The sequence below is a fragment of the Paraburkholderia sp. BL6669N2 genome (assembly GCF_003387275.1).
Lineage (GTDB): Bacteria > Pseudomonadota > Gammaproteobacteria > Burkholderiales > Burkholderiaceae > Paraburkholderia.
Window position 1 is genome coordinate 1346321 of sequence record NZ_QUNA01000002.1, and the last position, 17880, is coordinate 1364200.

Consider the following 17880-nt stretch of genomic DNA (forward strand, 5'->3'; position numbering starts at 1 on the left):
GTCAAGCTTGTACGTGCCGAACGACAGCGGCGTGACCGCGTTGTGAGGCCGTACGTGCGGATTCAGCCGGTGAGGCACTGAGCGCGCTTTCCGCGTAGTACCGGTTCGGTGCGGGAAAAACCCCGGTCATCACTTCAATCAGGAACGGACCGTTAAGCCGGGACGCCTCGCTCAGCGCATCAGCCAGATCCTGAATGCGCTCGACCCTGCGCGCGGCGACGCCGAGCGAAGCCGCAAACGCCGCCCAATTATGGCTCGGCAGCCTGGTGAACCGCTCCGGAATGGAGCCTTTACTGATCGCATCGATATGGACTGCGCCATGCGCCGAATTATTCAACACGATGTAAAGCATCTTGACGTCGTATCGGGCTGCGGTCTGGATCTCCATGCCGTGCATCAGCATGCACCCGTCTCCAGTCACTACGACGCATGGTTGTTCCGGGGCTGCAAGCTTGATGCCGATCCCGGCGGCGATTGCCCAACCCATCGGCGCGAGCGAACTGGAGGAAAAGTAGTTGCCAATGCCCGACGAAAGCCAGTAATGAGCCATGAATATCCGGTGGGCGCCGGAATCAACCACAACGTTTGCGTCCTCCGGCATTAGTCGGCACAGTTGCTTGACGACGTCTCCCGTGTAAAGCGATTCATCGCCATCCATGTCCCACGCGCCGGGTTGTTCGAACTTATCGTCGTACAGAGGGGTCTGGTTGACCTCGACGGTCCATGCTTTTCTTCGTTCCAGAACGGTGTGAAAGTCGGCGCCCCAGTCAGCGAACGTCTTTGAAAGCAGGCGGAATGTGGCACGAATCCCGGAGAACACGCTACCGCGCGCGACATGCCCCATGGCGGGCGCATCAAAGCTGTCGTCGAAGATGATCAACTCTTTCCCGGCAGGCAGCTTCTCTGTCCAGTTCATGCTGTCGCGCTGGTTCAGGTCGCTGCCGAATACGACGAGGACATCGAGTTCGTCCGAGTTGATGACGCGAACGGCCCGCGAGTGGCCCGCGAATCCGTACACGCCGAGCGAAAGGACATGATCCTCAGGAAACGCGCCTTTCCCCGATAGCGTGGTCGCAACAGGAATGCAAAATTTCTCGGCCACGTCGAGTAAGGCCTTTGCAGTTTCCGGATCATTGCCGCGGCTGCCGATCAGAAACGCGACTCGCTTCGATGTGAGCAAATACTGGTCGCATAAGGCGTGCAATGCTGCATGGTTTGCGGGGACCTCGGATGCATTGAACTCGCCATGGTCGTAAGCTTGTCGCGATACTTCCTGACCGGGCAGAGCTTCCTGCTGCTGAACGTCGACAGGAATGCTGACGAAAGACTGCGCTCGACGCATCCAGTTGAGCCCATCCATCGCGCGCCGCATTTCGGCTTGAAGATTGTCCTTGTTCTTCAGCTCGACCACATTTTCCACCAGACTCTTTACGACGCCGCTTTCGAAAATGCCGCTCAGCGTAGCGTCCTGGAACGCGCCTTTGCCTTCCGCTCGCGACGAGACACCGCCGGCAATGTAGAGCATAGGAATCCGGTCTGCATGGGCGGCCGCCATGCCGGGCACGAAATTCATGGTGCCTGGTCCGGAGATGCCAACGCAGACACCGAACTTCCGGCTGGCCCGCGCATAACCGTCAGCCATGAAAGCACTGCTGGTCTCATGTGCGCAAACAATTCCGCGGATCGACGGCGACTTGTCGATTGCATCCAGCAGGGGATAAATCATCTTCCCCGGCACCAGGAATACGTGGTCGATTTTCGCGGCTTCCAACGACTTCACGACCGATTTCGATACGTTTAGTGGGGCGCGTGATTCCATATTCTTGAGTACGATCCGAGCAAAAACCTTTAATCGGATCTCACTATCCCTCATACGGTCACCGCGTGTGGCCTCGAAAAAGCAACGCGATCAAGCCGGGCGTACCGGCATCTGGAGACAGCGAGACGGCTTGAACGCGCTGCACGGCGGCTGCAGTCGCGTCTCGTGCTGTTTCATCGAGCCCGCTTGCAGCGGCCCCGTGTCTCCATCCGTGAGTACTCTTCCTGTGCTGCCACGTCGCTCGCGTGCATTGCCTCAATGGCAAAGCCGGAGCGACCAGACGTTATCCACGCTACCGCGCGTGTGATTCGCGAGCTGCGGTGTGTTCAACCACCGCTTGTCGTGCAACCATGCGCTGACCTGTTCAGAATGTCTGCCAGTCGGCAGCCTGGGCGGTGTTGGTCGCGACTTCGGTGCTGCCGCCGGCTGCAAGGCGTGGCATCGCTGCGGGTTTCGTCAATCTCGCGGGGGATGACGTATGAATCTTCGACGGCGCGCGCTGTGTTTCCTTTGAGGGCGCATTCGCTGATGACAGAGAGACTTGCCTATCGTCGACCTTGAAGAAGGCGACCGCTGCGCGCAGATCCTTCGCCTGCTGTGCCATCGCCTGGGCTGCCGCCGAAGCTTCTTCCACAAGCGCGGCATTCTGCTGGGTAACCTGATCCATCTGGTTGACCGCCTGGTTGACCTGTTCGATGCCGGTGCTCTGTTCTTGCGACGCCGAGGAGATTTCACCGACGATGTCGGTGACGCGTTTCACGGATGCGACGATCTCATTGATCGTGCCGCCCGCCTGTTCGACAAGGGTCGAGCCCACCTCGAACCGGCTGACCGAATCGGCAATCAAGTCCTTGATTTCCTTTGCCGCGCTAGCACTGCGCTGCGCGAGCGCGCGGACTTCTCCGGCCACGACTGCAAATCCACGTCCCTGTTCGCCGGCGCGAGCCGCCTCGACCGCTGCGTTGAGCGCAAGGATATTGGTCTGGAATGCAATACCCTCGATCACGCCGATGATCTCGGACATTTTGGCCGAACTGCCGGAGATCTCGCGCATCGTATCGACCACCCGCCCGACGACCTCGCCGCCTTGCTGCGCGATGCCGGAGGCGGTGCCGGCGAGCGTTGCCGCCTGCTTCGCGTTGTCCGTGTTGTGACGGACTGCGGCGGTCAGTTCTTCGATGCTCGAAGCGGTTTCTTCGAGCGATGCTGCCTGCTCCTCGGTGCGGCTCGACAGATCCAGGTTCCCCTGCGCAATCTGCGCGCTCGCCGTGGCCACCCCTTCGGCGCTTTCGCGGACCTCTGCCACGACGCGCGATAGCGCGTCACGCATCGCCTTCAGCGATGCCATCAGGCTGTTCATGTCGCCGCGCCGTAGATCGATGCTTACGCTGAGATCGCCGGCTGCGACGCTTTTTGCCAGATTGGCGGCTGTCGCCGGCTCGCCTCCCAACTGCCGTGTCAAACTGCGCGCCATCCAGACGCCGATTCCCGCACCGATCAACATCGACAACGCCACCAGAACCAACATCAGATTGCGGCCTTCCTCGTACACCTGATCGTTCGATCCGGCCGTCGTTTGTGCATCGGCCTGTTTCACATCGACGAGCGTGCCCATCAGGACTAGCGTCTTGAATCCCTTCTCGTGGTATTCGCCCAACAGATAGGAAGTCAGCGCAGCGTGATCCTGCAGCCCCGCAGCGCTGATCCGGCCTTTCATTTCATTGAAAGCCTCTATGTAGTCGTGCCAGCTTTGATCGAGCTCGGCAAACGTGGCTTTGCCTTTCTCGGTATAGACGAGGGGTTCGGCTTGATTGAGGTGTTCGCGCGCCGAGGTCAAAGCTTTTTCGGCCTGAGCAATAGAGGCAGTCCGCTGCTCGGCAGTGGCGGCCAGAATGGCGTTGCGTAGATATGTGCCGGCTCGCAGCACATCGGCATTCGCTTGCTGGATCCGGTTAAGCCCCACGAGATCCAATCGATAGCTCATATCCGCGTTCGCGTTAATCTGGCCCATGCTGCGAACACCGATCACGCTGACGATAGCGCTGATCACCGATACCAGGATGAAGGCGCTGATCAGTTTGGTGCCCAGTTTCATATTGCCAATATTCATAGCTAGCTTCGTCGACGTGAAAGAAACCTGAACAGGTGAAGATCGTCCGGCCGTCCTTCCCAAGGTGAGGTGGGTGGGCAGCGTGTGCGACATGTGGTTCATGTAGGGAGTTAACGGCAGCATGAATTTATTCTTCATACAAATTCACGTTTACGCGTAAATTTTCTTTTCCGTCGGCCTTTCGAGTTATCTGTTTGTAATGTTTCGGGGCGAAGCAAGGAGCGACGGCCCGTGCGACTGAACGCGGGCTATCAAGTGGTGCGTCGTCCAGCGTGTGGGGTGCGTGGTCGCGGTCGGATATCGGGCAAGGCGTTGGGTCGTTTCGATCTATGGCAAGAAGGGCTTTCCAAACCGCTTATAGGCCTCCGGGATATTTTTCCCCGATGAGCTTATTTGCCGAATCCCTTTCCGGCGCCACGACAGAACATCCTGCGGAGAAGGCGGAAAGAAGTGCGAGGCACACAGGTTTTTGGGGAAGATGCATGGATGGCTCCTATGCGTATCGCTGTGACAGTTTGAAAACAAAACTGTCGATTTTCATGCGTTGCAGCGTCAGTCCGATTTGGCCGGATGTCCGGGTTTATTCGCTTTGGATGACTAAGTTTATTTACTTATCGACGAGCTGTCGTCGACAGCTTTCTGCATGACAGACACCGGAAATCAACGGCCCGCGCAGAAGTCGCAGGCCTGGTACTTTTCAGGAAGCCGGATACGGCGCACTCGAACAAGCGCTCTACCTTGAGGCGAAGGACTGCTTGCCTATCACCAGCTTCTTGACCTGCACGAACAGCGGTTGCCATCCGCTCCGGTGCACGTTGTCAACGACGCTCGAGCGCGCGTGGTTTCGTGCTCCGGCTTTTGGTGCCCACGCAGACGCTGCTTCTTTATAGGGAAGCGATGCAAACACGAGGTAGCGGTCGGAGAGCCGCTTGCAAACGAGTTGCCGTAAGCGATCGAATCGCGACGAACAGTTCTTAACCGACAGCACCTCGCGCCGTCTCTACCCGCACGCACCCACTTCGCCACACGCGGTGCAAAAGTCACACCCATCCTTGCGAATCACCGCATTCGCCCCGCACGACCCGCACTTGCGCCCGAGCATCGTATGCAGGCCTTGCGCGCCGCCGGGCTGCGTCAACGCGAGAGCGTCGGCATCAGTCTCAACAGGATGCGGACGAATGCCGAAATCCGCCGGCAATGCCGTCTCAGCCCGCATCTGTCCGCGCGGCAAACGCGCCAGCATGCGCGAGGGCACCTGGTTACCTTCGGCATCGAGAAAGCCGCGCCGATGCAGAATCTGCTGGATCGCGAAGGCGAGGGCGGCCACTTCCGAATCGTGCCAGCGTGGCGCGCGATGTCCGTCGAGGCGCTGCACGTCGCCGAGCCGCACTTGCCCGCGATCCCACGAAACCTTGCGCATGTCCTGCAGATTGCGTGCGACGAAACCGCCGCGCGCCGCCAGCGACAGCGAGCGCATCGTCGCCGTGATCCATTGCTGTGATTCGTCGCGCTGACCCGTCGGAATGAAGAACTCGATAGGCCGTTCGATGGTGACGTCTTCACCACCCAGCCGCCCGGTGACTTCGATAAACGACACTGCCACGTAAAGCGACTTCTTACCCGCCTGCGTCAGATATTCGACCTTCTCGATGATCGCAGGCAATTCGCCCTTGGGCCGATGATCGATCGCGATACGCAGCGGATCGAGATCGCTCTCGGTCAGCGTGTCGTCGGCTTGCGGGGGGCTCACGCTCAGAACCGCGCCGAGCGTTTCGTTCGGACGATAGGTGGCGAGACCCTTGAGGCCGTTTTTCCACGCATCGAAGTAGAGGCTTTCGAACGCTTCGAACGGATAGTCGGCGGGCACGTTTACCGTCTTCGAGATCGACGTGTCCACATACGGCTGCACAGCCGCCATCATGTCGAGATGGTCGCGTGCGGACATCTCCAGCGCGCTGACGAAATAATCCGGCAGCTTGTTCGTGTCGCCGCCTAGCTCGCGATAAAGCCGATACGCGTAGTCTTCGACATCGAAGGATTCGCGCCCGCCGTCGGCCATCACCTTCATGCGCGTGTAGGTCCACGAGAAGGCCGGCTCGATGCCGTTCGACGCGTTGTCCGCGAAGGCGAGGCTCACCGTGCCGGTCGGCGCGATGGAGAGCAGATGGCTGTTGCGAATGCCATCGCGACGGATGGCCTCTTTGATGTCCTCAGGCAAGCGCGAGGCGAACGTGCCGGTCTCCAGATAACGCGCCGCATCGAAAAGCGGAAACGCGCCGCGCTCGCGCGCCAGGTCCACGGACGCGCGATACGCCTCGTCACGCATCACTTGCGCGATGCGCACGGCGAAGTCGCGGCCTTCCTGCGAGTTGTAGCGCAAGCCGAGCATGACAAGCGTATCGCCGAGGCCGGTAAATCCCACGCCGATGCGCCGCTTGGCGCGCGACTCGTCGTATTGCTGCTGCAGCGGCCACAGCGTGACGTCGAGCACGTTGTCGAGAAAGCGCACCTGCGTGCGCGTGCGTCTGGCGAGGCCGTCCCAGTCGAACGAAGGCTTGCGGCCTTTCATCTGCGCGAACGGGTCGATCACGAAGCGCGTGAGGTTCAGCGGCCCGAGATTGCAGCAGCCGTACGCCGGCAGTGGTTGCTCTCCGCACGGATTGGTGGCGCGGATGGTTTCGACGGCGCGCAGATTGTTGTCATCGTTCATGCGCGAGATGAACACGATGCCGGGTTCCGCGACGTCGTAAGTGGAGCGCATGATGCGATCCCAGATCGCGCGCGCCGGGCGTTCGCTGTAGACCCACAGGCCGTCTTCGCGTTGCCGCACGTCGTCGGCCGCGCGCTGGGCGGGCGAGGGTTCGGCGCGATGCACGAGTTGCCAGGGCTGGTCTTCCTCGACGGCGCGCATGAACTCATCGGTCACGCCGACCGAGACGTTGAAGTTGTTCCAACGCCCTTTCGAATGCTTGGCCTCGATGAATTCCAGCAGGTCGGGGTGGTCGCAGTCGAGCACGGCCATTTGCGCGCCGCGCCGCGAACCGGCGCTCTCGACGGTGCGGCACGACGCATCGAACACGTCCATATAACTGCACGGACCGGACGCCGACGAACTGGTGGTGTGAACGCGCGCGCCTTTGGGACGGATCGCCGAGAAGTTGTAGCCGACTCCGCCGCCGCGGCGCATGGTTTCGGCCGCTTGCAGCAACGCGACGTAAATGCCGGGCAGGCCTTGTTCGTCGACGCCCTGGATCGCGTCGCCCACAGGTTGCACGAAGCAATTGATCAGCGTGGCCGCAATGCCGGTGCCCGCCGCGCTCATGATGCGGCCGGCGCCGAGCGCGCCGTGCCGCAGGTTGTCGACGAAGAGCGCCTCGACCGATTCGCGCAGCGCTTCGGGCTCGGCCTCGGCGACGCCGCGCGCGACGCGCTTGAATACATCGTCGGCGGATTGCTCGTCGCCTTTCGCGTACTTTTCGAGCAGGACGTCCAGAGAGAATTGTTGCGGTGCGACGAGCGGAGCGGGAGGTGCGAGGGGCGCGGGTGGCGCGATTCGCGTGCGGGTTTCCGGCGAGTCTTCGGCCATGGTATGCCCTCAATCGGCGCCGCACGGGGCACGGCGCGGTAGGTGGAGTGCGGGTCACGCTAGCGCCGCGCGTGGAGCGGGCAGGTGACCTGGCGCAACGACATCCACCTTAACGCACGTGGCGAGGGGCCGCAATCGGAGGGTGTTTTACCCACGGCGCGAAGCGGGTTACGCGCGATGCGCGTGCCGCTATGTGGGTTGGTCCGCCGGGCAAATCGGGCGCGTCAGGCGCATTGGCAGAGCGCGCACGCGATGCCGGCAGGGATTGATGCGTTACGCCTCGACGCACTCCAGCAGTTCAGCGCAGATCATGGCGGAAGCATTCAGCGGCGCCGGCCGTTCGGCCGGCTTGAACACGGCGTCGCCGCGGCGAATCTTGCGGCGCGATACTGCACACGTTCCGGACGTATGTGCCGACCTGCGCCGCCACCGCTGCTCGCCGTAATGACATTTTCCCGGCTCGACCCAGCGAATCACGAGCGTCGTGTCCGAGCGCTCGAGAATTTCGATGCGGACGCCATGGGTACCGTCAAGGGGGATGGACTCTAAGGTCATCGTCGTCGGCTCCGTATGTGTGGTGTGCCGAATGTAGTCCCGCGCGCGCCGGATAGCCATTGTGCGGCGGTTGAAACACTGTTCTTCAAACAGCAACAATAAAATTTGACATTCGCGCTATCCCGAAAAGACGGGCCTTCGCGGGCCATTGTTATGCTGAATTTACGATAGGACGGATTTTTGCAACGCAGTGTTGTACGTAGTGAGACAAGCGTACCGCCTGCAAGGGGCGCCAGTGCTTCCTTTAAGATGTGGTTATTGATGAGCGACCGGGCAATGGCAGTGTAGCGGTTTTGCATTTTTCCGGTCGGCTCGCGCGCACACGCCGAAGGAAGTCCCCCGAGGGGGGCGCCTTCGAAAAACCATAAGAGCTCACATGAATTCACGCCCGCCTGTCGCACCGCCTGAACCGCCTGAGGTGCCGGACTGCCTGAAGAAGCAGAACGCGGCCTCGCTCGTGCTGTACATCGGCCTGGTCTTGCTGGCGTTGTGGGTCGTGCGCGACTTCATCGCGGTGGTGGCATGGGCCGCCGTGCTTGCGATCGCGCTGTGGCCGCTGTTGCGCAGGGTCGAGCGCAACCGCTGGTTCACCGGCCGCACGACGCTGATCGCGGCCGTGTTGACGCTGGCGATCGCGTTGCTGGTCGTGCTGCCGGTGGGCATCGGCATTGCCCAGGCACTGCGCGAAGCGCATGACATGAGCGAGTGGTTCAAAGACGCGCAGGAAAATGGCATCCCATTGCCCGATTTCATCCAGCATCTGCCGTTCGGCGCGCAGCAGGCTGCCGCGTGGTGGCAGGCCAATCTCGCTCAGCCGCTGCGCGGATCGGCGGCCATGAAAGGGCTACATAGCACCACCGTGATGACGCTCGGCCGGCACTTCGGCGCGCGCGCGGCGCATGCCGTGGCAGTGTTCGGTTTCATGCTGATCACGCTGTTCGTGATTTTTCAGGCGGGACCGCGCCTGTCCGGCTCGCTGCTCAAAGGCATGCGGCGTGGCTTTGGCGAAGACGGCGCGCAGCTTCTGCTACGCATGGCCACGGCGGTGCGCGGGACGGTGTCGGGACTGGTCGTGGTCGGACTCGGCGAGGGCGCGTTGCTGGGCGTCGCCTATTTCGTGACGGGCTTGCCGCATGTCGCGCTGCTCGCGCTCCTCACCGCAGTCGCCGCGATGCTGCCGTTCTGCGCGCCGCTCACCTTCGGTCTCGCGGCCTTGTGGCTGGCCTCGCAAGGCTCGGTCGCGGCGGGTGTCGGCCTCGCCGTGTTCGGTTCGGTCGTGGTGTTCATCGCCGAGCACTTCGTGCGGCCGGTACTGATCGGCAACTCGACGCGTTTGCCGTTCCTGCTCGTGCTGTTCGGCATACTCGGCGGAGCGGAAACGTTCGGCCTGCTCGGCATCTTCATCGGTCCCGCGCTAATGACCGTGCTGATGGTGTTGTGGACCGACCTCGTGAGATAGTTGCACGCGTTTTACGGCCGCTGGTTTGAGGGATGATCCAGCGGCGGTTGCTGCTGCGGTTGCGGTTGTTGCGGCTGCGACTTCACGCAACCGAGCGTGTATTTGAGCGCGGCGGGCAGCAGCGCGCTCCAGACGTCCCACGTATGACCGCCGTCGATTATGCGCAGCGCCGCCGGATTGCCCGCCAGCCGCAGGTGCGTATACAGCGACGACGCATCGGCCTGGATCGCGAGGTCGTCGTCGCCGGCGGCGATGAACATCGGCAGACGGTACGGGCGGCTCATGTAGCGCTCCCACTGCGCCGGATAGTTGAGTTCGTGCCAGATGCGCGCGTCGAATTCGCGCTCGCCGAACACACCGACGCGGCGCGCGGCCGACGCGCGCGGCGGCTCGTTTGGATAGATCGCGGGGCTCAGCAGCAGCGCGCCGCAGAAGCGCTCGGGTTGCGTCATCGCATAACGCAGCGCGCCGAAGCCGCCCATGGAGACACCGCCGATCATCCGTGCCCCGCGTTGCGTCGAGACCGCATAGCGCGCCTCGATCTCGGGCAGCAGATCGTCGAAGAACGCGGTCTCCATCTTCTCCTTGCGATCGACGTACCAGTCCGTGCCGCCTTGCGGCATCACGATCACGACGGGCGGCATGTCCTTATGCTCGATCAACGCGTCGGCCGTGCTCTGCAGATGGCCTTGCGTGATCCAGTCGTTGGCGTCGCCGTTATTGCCGTGCAGGAGATACAGCACGGGCAGGCGGACGGCGTCATGGCGATAGCCGGTCGGCAGGTAGATCGTGTAGGCCCAGTCGCGGCCGAGCGCGTCGGAATGGAAGCTGCGGCTGATCACGGTGCTGGCGAGCACCGGCGCGCTGATCGAGGCTGCGCAGAGCGCAACGAGGGCGGAACGTAGGAATAGACGCATGTCAGAGTAGGAGGCCGCCGCGCAGGTCGGGCGCGGCCGTCATGCTATCAGGATCGGCGGAACATTTTGACCGCGAGCGAACTCAGCGGACGGTTGCATGGAACATGAGTGAGTGGCGGAGAATGGCCCGAGACCGGCAGGCGGTGAGCCCGCGCCATTCCGCATGCATATCGCTCAGGGCGATGTGCGCAGCCGCCCGCCATACAACCGGCCGGCCAGACGCTTGAGCGGCTCCGCGCCCAGCGCCACCGCGAACAGCGCGCCGATCGCGATTGCATCCGCGAGCAGTCCGAGCGGATAGTTCAGATAGCCGTCCGTCGCCGCGTACAGCACCGAATCGACCACCAGCGAGATCACTGCGCCGGCGATAAAGCACAGTAACCCTTTGCGGCCGATCACGCCGACCCACGGGACCCATTGCGCGAGCTTTCTTGCCCAGCCGAGCTGAATCAGATTGGCGACGAGCCAAGCGACGGCGAGAAAATTGACAGCCCGCAGATAGGAGAGGTTTTGCTTGAGGCTGGCATCGAGCGGCTCGTGCTCGATAAACAGCTTGTAGTAAGCGGCGGCCGCGACCACGGCGAACGCCAGCAGGCTGACGAGCCAGCTCAGACGGTGTGCGCTCACGCGTTGATAAACCGGTTGGCAACGCGCCAGCACGCCGAGCACGAACAGCAATTGCCACGCGAACGGATTGAAATCCCAATGCATGTCCGGCGCGGCGGGCAGGTAGGCGTCGATGGCCGGCGCGCCGGCCCACAACGCGACGCTGCCGGCCAGCAGCAGCCACGGCTTGCTGCGCGCGAGCGGCAGGATCATCGGCACCAGCAGCGCGAAGAACGCGTACATGGGCAGCACCGAAGCCAGATACGGCTGGCGACGGAACAGCAGGATGTCGCCGAGCGCCGCGAGCGGCGTGTCCATCAGATCGTCGAGATCCGTGGTGGCGAGATTCGGCCCGTCGATGCTGAACGCGCTGAGCGCGGCGCTGACCAGCAGCATCAGCGCCGCGGTGACGAGGAATGCGCGGTAGATTTCCAGCGAGCGCCGCAGGAAGCGGCTGCGCGCGATCGTTTCGTTGCGCCGTTCGGCCAGCGCCGCGTAGGCCGTGGCGGTCGCAAAGCCGCCGAGGAACACGAACACCTCAGCGGCATCGCATAGTGCGTAGGCGTGCAGCGTGACGCGCGACAGAATGCTGCCGCCGATGTGGTCGACGACGATGATCAGAAGGACCAGCCCCCGAAAAAAATCGAGTTCGATCAGGCGGGATTGCGACTTTTGCATTGTGTTCGCCAAAAGCAAACCCCGTGCGACGGCGCGCTGGTTCAGCGCGGCAGGCGTCTCACAAGGCTTTTAGAAATTGGATTGGGATGCTGCGGCGGATACGCGACCCGCGTCGCCGCTTTCCAACCGGCCGGACGCGGCACGGTTGCAGGAGGCGATAAAAGTGACCCGGGTGGCGGCGCGGAGTTCCGCTGCGCCGCCGCAAGAAGTTCGCGATTATATTTCTTTTCGTGACAAATCGGCTTGAGACAGGGCAAGGCGGCCCGCGCGGTGCGGGCGCGCCGCCGGTGTCAAGTCCGTGTGGCGTTGCGCCGTTTACCTCAATGAGCGCCGCGACAACAGGGCCCGCCGCACCAAGTGGAGATTTTGCAACGTTTTTAGATATCGACACGACACCCAATGGACGGCGGCCTAACGGCGTGTGAGGATTTCTGTAAAGCGCGTCAAGGTTGGTGCAGTACCTTGTGAGGCGCAAAGAACAAGCGGCCGGATCGAGTTGTCCCATTGCTCGAGTGCAGGGAGATCGTCGTCATGAACAAGCAAGTGTTCGCGCTAGCTGTCTCCACCGCCATGTCCGCCGCTTTCGCCGCGCCCGCCCTGGCGCAGACGAGCGTCACGCTGTATGGCGTGCTCGACGAAGGCATCAACTACACCAACAATGTCGGCCGCGGCCATGTCTATGAACTGGCGAGCGGCTTTGCGCAAGGCAGCCGCTGGGGGCTGAAAGGCGCCGAGGACCTGGGCGGCGGCCTGAAGGCGATCTTCCAGCTGGAAAACGGTTTCGACGTGAGTTCCGGGCGGCTCAATCAGGGCGGCCGCATGTTCGGCCGCCAGGCCTTCGTCGGCTTGAGCGAGAACCGGTTCGGCACGTTGACGTTCGGCCGCCAGTACGATTCGGTGGTCGACTATCTGGCCCAGACCACGGCGAATGGCAACTGGGCCGGCTCGCTCTTCTCGCACCCGTACGACAACGACAATACGGACAACTCGTTCAGGCTCGACAACTCGGTCAAGTACACGAGTCCGTCGCTGTCCGGCTTCCAGTTCGGCGGCGTGTATAGCTTCAGTAACGACACGAACTTCGCTAACAATCGCGCGTACAGTTTCGGCGGCCAGTATACGTATGGCGGCCTGCTGGTGGCCGCGGCCTATCTGCAGGCCGACAATCCCGGCAATGGCGCGAACGGTGCGATCACGACGAACGACGCCAGTTTCATCGCCGCCCGCATGCGCGTGTTCGGCGGCGGCATCACCTACACGTTCGGGCCGGCGACGGCCGGCTTCGTCTACACCAACTCGAACTATCTGGACCCGACCGGCAACGGCTATCTCGGCGTGACGCCGCTCGTGCCGCCGGGCGTATTGCTGAACTCGCTGAAGTATCAGAACTTCGAGGTGAACGGCAAGTATCAGATTTCGCCGATGCTGTTCGTCGGCGCGCAGTACGTGTACACGATGGAAACCTACGACGCCTCGACCGGCGGCGTGAAGCCGAAAATTCACTCGTTGGGTTTGATGGCGGATTACAACCTGTCCAAACGCACCGATGTCTACATCCAGGGCCAGTATCAGCAGGTGACCGGCGACACGACCTATTCGATTCTGGACGATGCCTTCAACGTCGGCACGCAATCGCCGTCATCGACCTCGAAGCAGGTCGTGGTGCGCGCGGCGATCCGGCATAAGTTCTGATCTCACCTTACCTGACCGTATCGCGCGGGCGTCCTGGAGCCGATCAACTCCGCCACCCAGTCGACGAAAATCCGCACGCGCGGCGCCAGATGCCGGCCATGGGGAAACACCACCGACACCGGCAGCGGCGGTGCTCTCCAGTCCTTCAGCACTTCGACGAGCTCGCCGCTCTCGAACAGCAGCGCATCCACGCTGCCGACCGGCCCCTGAATCATGCCGAGTCCGGCGAGGCAACAGCCGATATAGGCATGCGCGCTGTTGACCGAGACGGCGCTGCGCATTGCCACCGTCTTCAGTTCGCCTTGTTCCAGATATTCCCAGTCGAGATCGCGCCCGCTGCGGCTGGAGAAAAAACCGACCGCGACATGCTCGTCCAGATCGGCGGGCGTACGCGGCAGACCATGTCTCTCGATGTAGCCGCGTGACGCGCAATTGAACTGCTCGAACTCGCCGATGCGCCGTGCGACCAGCGTCGTGTCGCTCATGCTGCCGACCCGCACCGCGCAATCGACGCCGTCCTCGATCAGATCGATCATGCGGTCGGTCGCGCTCAGCACGACGCGAATGTCCGGATAGCGCGCGAAGAAGTCCGGCAGCGCGGGAATCACCACGTGCAGCGCCAGCCGCTCCGGCAAGTCGACGCGGATCACGCCGCGCGGGCCGGCGGCGACATCGGCGAAGAGCGCCTCGGCGTCGTCGATATCGGCTAGCACCTGGACGCAGCGCTCGTGATAGGCGGCGCCTTCGGGCGTGAGCGCGACGCGCCGCGTGGTGCGCTGAAGCAGCCGCACGCGCAGATGACTTTCCAGGTATTGGATCGCGTTGCTCACGGTGGGGCGCGGCAGTTGCATCTGCTCGGCGGCCTTGGTGAAGCTGCCGAGTTGCGCGACGCGCGCGAAGATTTTCATGGCCTGCAAGTGATCCATCGACGATGCTCTCCGTCTGAGCCCGCTCGGGCCGGGTTCGGTGGCTTTCCATTGTGCCGATTGTTAACCGTTTTCGACCAATCTGATCGAGCGGCGCGCCTTTATCGCTAGGCGGGCCAGGCGCAGAATGCCGTTCAGAGTTGGCGAACCCGCCTGTAAACGCGGCTTGAGGCGCGGCTGCAAGCGCACCTTCAGGCACGCCGGTTCGCCGTCATCTTCAACGCGATCAAACGACTTCGGGAAGGCACGCAATGAATACACGTCAACTGGGCCGGCAAGGCCCGCGAGTTTCCGCCATCGGCCTCGGCTGCATGGGCATGTCCGATCTGTACGGTCCGGCCGACCGCGACGAAGGCATCGCCACGATTCACGCGGCGCTCGACGCCGGCATCACGCTGCTCGACACGGGCGACTTCTACGGCATGGGCCACAACGAAATGCTGATCCGCGACGCGCTGCAAGGACGTCAGCGCGAGAACGTGGTGGTCAGCGTGAAATTCGGCGGAATGCGTGATCCGGCCGGCGGCTGGATCGGCTTCGACGCGCGGCCGGTGGCGGTGCGCAATTTTCTCGCGTACACGCTGCGGCGGCTCGGCACCGACTATATCGACATTTACCGTCCCGCGCGACTCGACCCGGCGGTGCCGGTCGAGGAGACCGTCGGCGCCATCGCCGATCTGGTGAAGGAAGGCTACGTGCGCCAGATCGGCTTGTCGGAAGTCGGCGCGCACACGCTGCGCCGGGCGCGGGCCGTCGCGCCGATTGCCGATCTGCAGATCGAATATTCGCTGATGTCGCGTGGCATCGAGGCCGAAATCTTGCCGGTGTGCCGTGAACTCGGCATCGGCATCACGGCGTACGGCGTGTTGTCGCGTGGTTTGCTGAGCGGCGCGTGGTCGAAAGAGCGTGGCACGCAGAAGGATTTTCGCAGCGTGAGCCCGCGCTTTCAGGGTGAGAACCTCGAGCGCAATCTGGCGCTGGTCGAAACGTTGCGCGGGATCGCCGACGCGCGCGGCACCAATCCGGCGCAACTGGCAATCGCGTGGGCGCTGTCACGCGGCGACGACATCGTGCCGCTGGTCGGCGCGCGCCGCCGCGGCCAGTTGACGGATGCGCTGGCCGCCACCGGCTTGAAACTGGGCGCCGACGAACTGGCGCGCATCGAAGCGGCGATTCCGCCTGAAGCCGTGGCGGGCTCGCGCTACAACGCAGTGCAGATGGCGCATCTGGACAGCGAACGCAGCGGGCATTGATCGGCTAATCGATCAGCCCGCGGTGGGAAAAAGGAAGAGATAAAACGAATCGCGCGCCTTGGATAACGGATTATCAAGGCGCGCGAATTGAATGCGGTGAATATCGAGCGGTATTTTTAAACCGGATTAACGCTCAATTCATCACGTAATTCTGAAACAGAATGCCGACGATCACGCCGAACGGAATGCCGAAGGTCCGGCCGCGAAGCGTGGCGTTGATGTCTTCATCCAGGACGAAGCTGCAGCGGCGCTCGCGCCACACGGTTTTATAGGCCAATGGCTTTGCATCGACGATGACGATGGAAATCAGCGCGGTCAGGATAACCTGTTCCAGCGCATGCAGTTTGGCCATGAACGGCGAAAATTCGCCGGCATTGCACAGGAGCACCATGACGACGGCGGCAATCAGGGTGCCGAAGAAAAAACCGCTCATGAATCGGCTTGCTGAACTGAGAGAATCCATTTGAACCTCGGCTGTGTGCGCCGCCTTGACAAAAAGCGGCGCATCGAAAATATTCTGACGGAAAGGGTTTCCATTCGATAAACCGGCGCCGCCTTGACTGCGGCGCCGGTCGACCTCAACGGGATACGCAAGAATATTTTTATTGCCTTGTCCAACCTATCGTCCTTTTCCTAATGGCGCTTAAGATCAGTCCGAAAAGTACGGAAACTCGCCACGTTTTGAGTTAGTTGCCGAAGAGATTCAGCTTGGCGTACTGCAACAGCATGATGGTTTTTCCGTCGACGATCTCGCCGCGCTCGATCATCGCCAGCGCATCCTCCACCGGCAGTTCCAGCACCTCGATATCTTCGCCTTCGTCGGCGAGGCCGCCGCCCGCGCCGACTTTCGCCACTGCATCGTATTCAGCGACGAAAAAGTGCAGCTTCTCCGTGACCGAACCCGGACTCATGAAGGCCTCGAAGACCTTGCGGACGTCGTGCACGCGGTAGCCGGTTTCTTCCTCGACTTCCGCGCGAATCCGCTCTTCCGGCGACGCGGTCTCCAGCAGCCCGGCCGGCGTCTCGATCAGCATGCCGTGATGACCGTTGACGAACGCCGGCAGCCGGAACTGCCGCGTCAGCACGACCGTGCGCCGGTGCGGTTCGTAGAGCAGCAGCGTCGCACCGTTGCCGCGGTCGTAGGTTTCGCGGCTCTGGCGCTGCCAACTGCCGTCGGCGCGCCGGTAGTCGAAGGTGGTTTTTTTCAGCACGTACCAGTCGTCCGACAGCACCTCGACGTCGACAATCCTGACCCGTTCGGCGGTTTCGTTCATGGCTCGCATCCTGTCCAGTGGGAAACGCGGTTCTCTCCGCATGCGAATCATGGTATCGTGCGATATCGTGCAAAAACAAGTAATTTCGTGCAATCCCGCGAAATCGGCCGAGGGCCACCGCCATGCTCACATCGCAAAGAAAGCAGCTGATACTCGACGCGCTCAAGCGCAATGGGCAAGTGATCGCTAAAAGCTTGAGCGCTGAATTCGAAGTCTCCGAGGACACGATTCGCCGCGATCTGCGCGAACTCGCCGCCGAAGGCCAGCTTCAGCGCGTGCATGGCGGCGCACTGCCGGCGTCGCCGGCGGCGGTGGATTTTGCCGGGCGCGAGCGGATCGAATCGGCGTCGAAGGCGGCGATCGGCCGGGCGGCGGCGGGCATGATCGCGCACGGCCAGATTGCGTTCGTCGACGGTGGCACGACGGCCGTGCAACTGGCACGCCATCTGCCGCGTGACTTGCGGGCGACGATCGTCACGCATAGCCCGAGCGTTGCCGTCGAACTCGCGGAGCATGCCGAGCTCGAGGTCGTCATGATCGGCGGCCGCCTGTTCCGGCATTCGATGGTCAACGTCGGCGCTGCGGCCATCGAAGCGCTCAGCCACATTCGCGCGGACCTGTATTTCATGGGCGTGACCGGCGTGCATCCGCAAGCGGGCCTGAGCACCGGCGATAGGGAAGAGGCCTATGTGAAACGCGCGTTCGCGGAACATGCCGCGGAGACGGTGGTGCTGGCCTCGGCGGAAAAACTCAACGCGGCCTCGGCGTACAAGATCGCGGATGTCACGGCGGCCAGTGCGATCGTCGTCGAGAGGAACACGGAAGAGGCGTTGACCTCGCCGTTCGAGGCCTTGGGCATCAGCATCGTGCGCGCATAGTTCGACATACTGATTAAAAAGCCAAAGAACAAAGCGCCAAAAACCGCTGTAATCCCGTGAATATGGCGCTTCATACCAGATCCGTTATTTGCGAGATAGTGCACAAAATTTGACGCACGCTGCGGCG

At 62.3% G+C, this 17880-nt stretch carries 14 protein-coding genes; 4 read left to right on the plus strand and 10 right to left on the minus strand.

The window, feature by feature from the left end:
• Nucleotide 1: 1 nt before the first annotated feature.
• From B0G80_RS28600 to B0G80_RS28615, 4 genes are all read right to left on the minus strand, one after another.
• A complete protein-coding gene (locus tag B0G80_RS28600) occupies nucleotides 2–1873 on the minus strand; it encodes a thiamine pyrophosphate-binding protein (protein WP_309568792.1) in 1872 nt (623 codons plus the stop codon).
• A 310-nt stretch (nucleotides 1874–2183) separates the two neighbouring features.
• Nucleotides 2184–4067 carry a methyl-accepting chemotaxis protein gene (locus B0G80_RS28605; RefSeq protein WP_309568793.1) on the minus strand — a complete coding sequence of 628 codons (1884 nt, stop codon included), beginning with the start codon at nucleotides 4065–4067 and terminating at the stop codon, nucleotides 2184–2186.
• Nucleotides 4068–4929: 862 nt separating this feature from the next.
• Nucleotides 4930–7515, minus strand: a complete 2586-nt coding sequence (locus tag B0G80_RS28610) for an adenosylcobalamin-dependent ribonucleoside-diphosphate reductase (protein ID WP_116121367.1) — start codon at nucleotides 7513–7515, stop codon at nucleotides 4930–4932.
• A gap of 273 nt (nucleotides 7516–7788) precedes the next feature.
• The gene (locus tag B0G80_RS28615) at nucleotides 7789–8070 is read right to left on the minus strand and encodes a DUF3331 domain-containing protein (protein WP_012426819.1); all 282 of its coding nucleotides are present in this window, start codon (nucleotides 8068–8070) and stop codon (nucleotides 7789–7791) included.
• 376 nt (nucleotides 8071–8446) lie between these two features.
• On the opposite strand from B0G80_RS28615, the gene B0G80_RS28620 reads away from it, so the two are divergent.
• Complete coding sequence (locus B0G80_RS28620) at nucleotides 8447–9529, plus strand: AI-2E family transporter (RefSeq protein WP_116121368.1); 1083 nt, start codon at nucleotides 8447–8449, stop codon at nucleotides 9527–9529.
• An 11-nt stretch (nucleotides 9530–9540) separates the two neighbouring features.
• On the opposite strand, the gene B0G80_RS28625 is transcribed toward B0G80_RS28620, so the two are convergent.
• Together B0G80_RS28625 and B0G80_RS28630 are read right to left on the minus strand one after the other, a co-directional pair.
• Nucleotides 9541–10446, minus strand: a complete 906-nt coding sequence (locus tag B0G80_RS28625) for an alpha/beta hydrolase family protein (RefSeq protein ID WP_116121369.1) — start codon at nucleotides 10444–10446, stop codon at nucleotides 9541–9543.
• A 174-nt stretch (nucleotides 10447–10620) separates the two neighbouring features.
• Nucleotides 10621–11730, minus strand: coding sequence for an OpgC domain-containing protein (locus B0G80_RS28630; RefSeq protein ID WP_116121370.1), 1110 nt, complete (start codon nucleotides 11728–11730; stop codon nucleotides 10621–10623).
• Between the two features lie 531 nt (nucleotides 11731–12261).
• Between B0G80_RS28630 and B0G80_RS28635 the strand changes: the two genes are divergently transcribed.
• On the plus strand, nucleotides 12262–13422 hold the full coding sequence (locus tag B0G80_RS28635; RefSeq protein WP_116123744.1) for a porin: 1161 nt from the start codon (nucleotides 12262–12264) through the stop codon (nucleotides 13420–13422).
• Between the two features lie 2 nt (nucleotides 13423–13424).
• Here the strand turns inward: B0G80_RS28635 and B0G80_RS28640 are convergent, their stop codons facing one another.
• The gene (locus B0G80_RS28640) at nucleotides 13425–14348 is read right to left on the minus strand and encodes a LysR family transcriptional regulator (RefSeq protein ID WP_116121371.1); all 924 of its coding nucleotides are present in this window, start codon (nucleotides 14346–14348) and stop codon (nucleotides 13425–13427) included.
• Nucleotides 14349–14411: 63 nt separating this feature from the next.
• Complete coding sequence (locus B0G80_RS46115; protein ID WP_116121372.1) at nucleotides 14412–14600, minus strand: hypothetical protein; 189 nt, start codon at nucleotides 14598–14600, stop codon at nucleotides 14412–14414.
• Here B0G80_RS46115 and B0G80_RS28650 point away from each other — a divergent pair.
• Nucleotides 14600–15601: an aldo/keto reductase gene (locus tag B0G80_RS28650; RefSeq protein ID WP_116121373.1), complete on the plus strand. Its 1002-nt coding sequence runs from the start codon at nucleotides 14600–14602 to the stop codon at nucleotides 15599–15601. The two genes, B0G80_RS46115 and B0G80_RS28650, sit on opposite strands and share 1 nt — an antisense overlap.
• Before the next feature lie 133 nt (nucleotides 15602–15734).
• On the opposite strand, the gene B0G80_RS28655 is transcribed toward B0G80_RS28650, so the two are convergent.
• Both B0G80_RS28655 and B0G80_RS28660 read right to left on the minus strand, forming a co-directional pair.
• Nucleotides 15735–16064: a hypothetical protein gene (locus tag B0G80_RS28655; RefSeq protein WP_106280770.1), complete on the minus strand. Its 330-nt coding sequence runs from the start codon at nucleotides 16062–16064 to the stop codon at nucleotides 15735–15737.
• A 223-nt stretch (nucleotides 16065–16287) separates the two neighbouring features.
• Nucleotides 16288–16875, minus strand: coding sequence for an NUDIX domain-containing protein (locus B0G80_RS28660; protein ID WP_116121374.1), 588 nt, complete (start codon nucleotides 16873–16875; stop codon nucleotides 16288–16290).
• Nucleotides 16876–16997: 122 nt separating this feature from the next.
• Here B0G80_RS28660 and B0G80_RS28665 point away from each other — a divergent pair, with 122 nt between their 5' ends.
• Nucleotides 16998–17753, plus strand: a complete 756-nt coding sequence (locus B0G80_RS28665) for a DeoR/GlpR family DNA-binding transcription regulator (RefSeq protein ID WP_116121375.1) — start codon at nucleotides 16998–17000, stop codon at nucleotides 17751–17753.
• Nucleotides 17754–17880 lie beyond the last annotated feature (127 nt).

Coding starts and splice junctions, on each gene's coding strand:
- B0G80_RS28600 (WP_309568792.1), bottom strand. CDS start 1,873: ATGAGGGATAGTGAGATCCGATTAAAGGTTTTTGCTCGGATCGTACTC.
- B0G80_RS28605 (WP_309568793.1), bottom strand. CDS start 4,067: ATGAAGAATAAATTCATGCTGCCGTTAACTCCCTACATGAACCACATG.
- B0G80_RS28610 (WP_116121367.1), bottom strand. CDS start 7,515: ATGGCCGAAGACTCGCCGGAAACCCGCACGCGAATCGCGCCACCCGCG.
- B0G80_RS28615 (WP_012426819.1), bottom strand. CDS start 8,070: ATGACCTTAGAGTCCATCCCCCTTGACGGTACCCATGGCGTCCGCATC.
- B0G80_RS28620 (WP_116121368.1), top strand. CDS start 8,447: ATGAATTCACGCCCGCCTGTCGCACCGCCTGAACCGCCTGAGGTGCCG.
- B0G80_RS28625 (WP_116121369.1), bottom strand. CDS start 10,446: ATGCGTCTATTCCTACGTTCCGCCCTCGTTGCGCTCTGCGCAGCCTCG.
- B0G80_RS28630 (WP_116121370.1), bottom strand. CDS start 11,730: ATGCAAAAGTCGCAATCCCGCCTGATCGAACTCGATTTTTTTCGGGGG.
- B0G80_RS28635 (WP_116123744.1), top strand. CDS start 12,262: ATGAACAAGCAAGTGTTCGCGCTAGCTGTCTCCACCGCCATGTCCGCC.
- B0G80_RS28640 (WP_116121371.1), bottom strand. CDS start 14,348: ATGGATCACTTGCAGGCCATGAAAATCTTCGCGCGCGTCGCGCAACTC.
- B0G80_RS28650 (WP_116121373.1), top strand. CDS start 14,600: ATGAATACACGTCAACTGGGCCGGCAAGGCCCGCGAGTTTCCGCCATC.
- B0G80_RS28655 (WP_106280770.1), bottom strand. CDS start 16,064: ATGGATTCTCTCAGTTCAGCAAGCCGATTCATGAGCGGTTTTTTCTTC.
- B0G80_RS28660 (WP_116121374.1), bottom strand. CDS start 16,875: ATGAACGAAACCGCCGAACGGGTCAGGATTGTCGACGTCGAGGTGCTG.
- B0G80_RS28665 (WP_116121375.1), top strand. CDS start 16,998: ATGCTCACATCGCAAAGAAAGCAGCTGATACTCGACGCGCTCAAGCGC.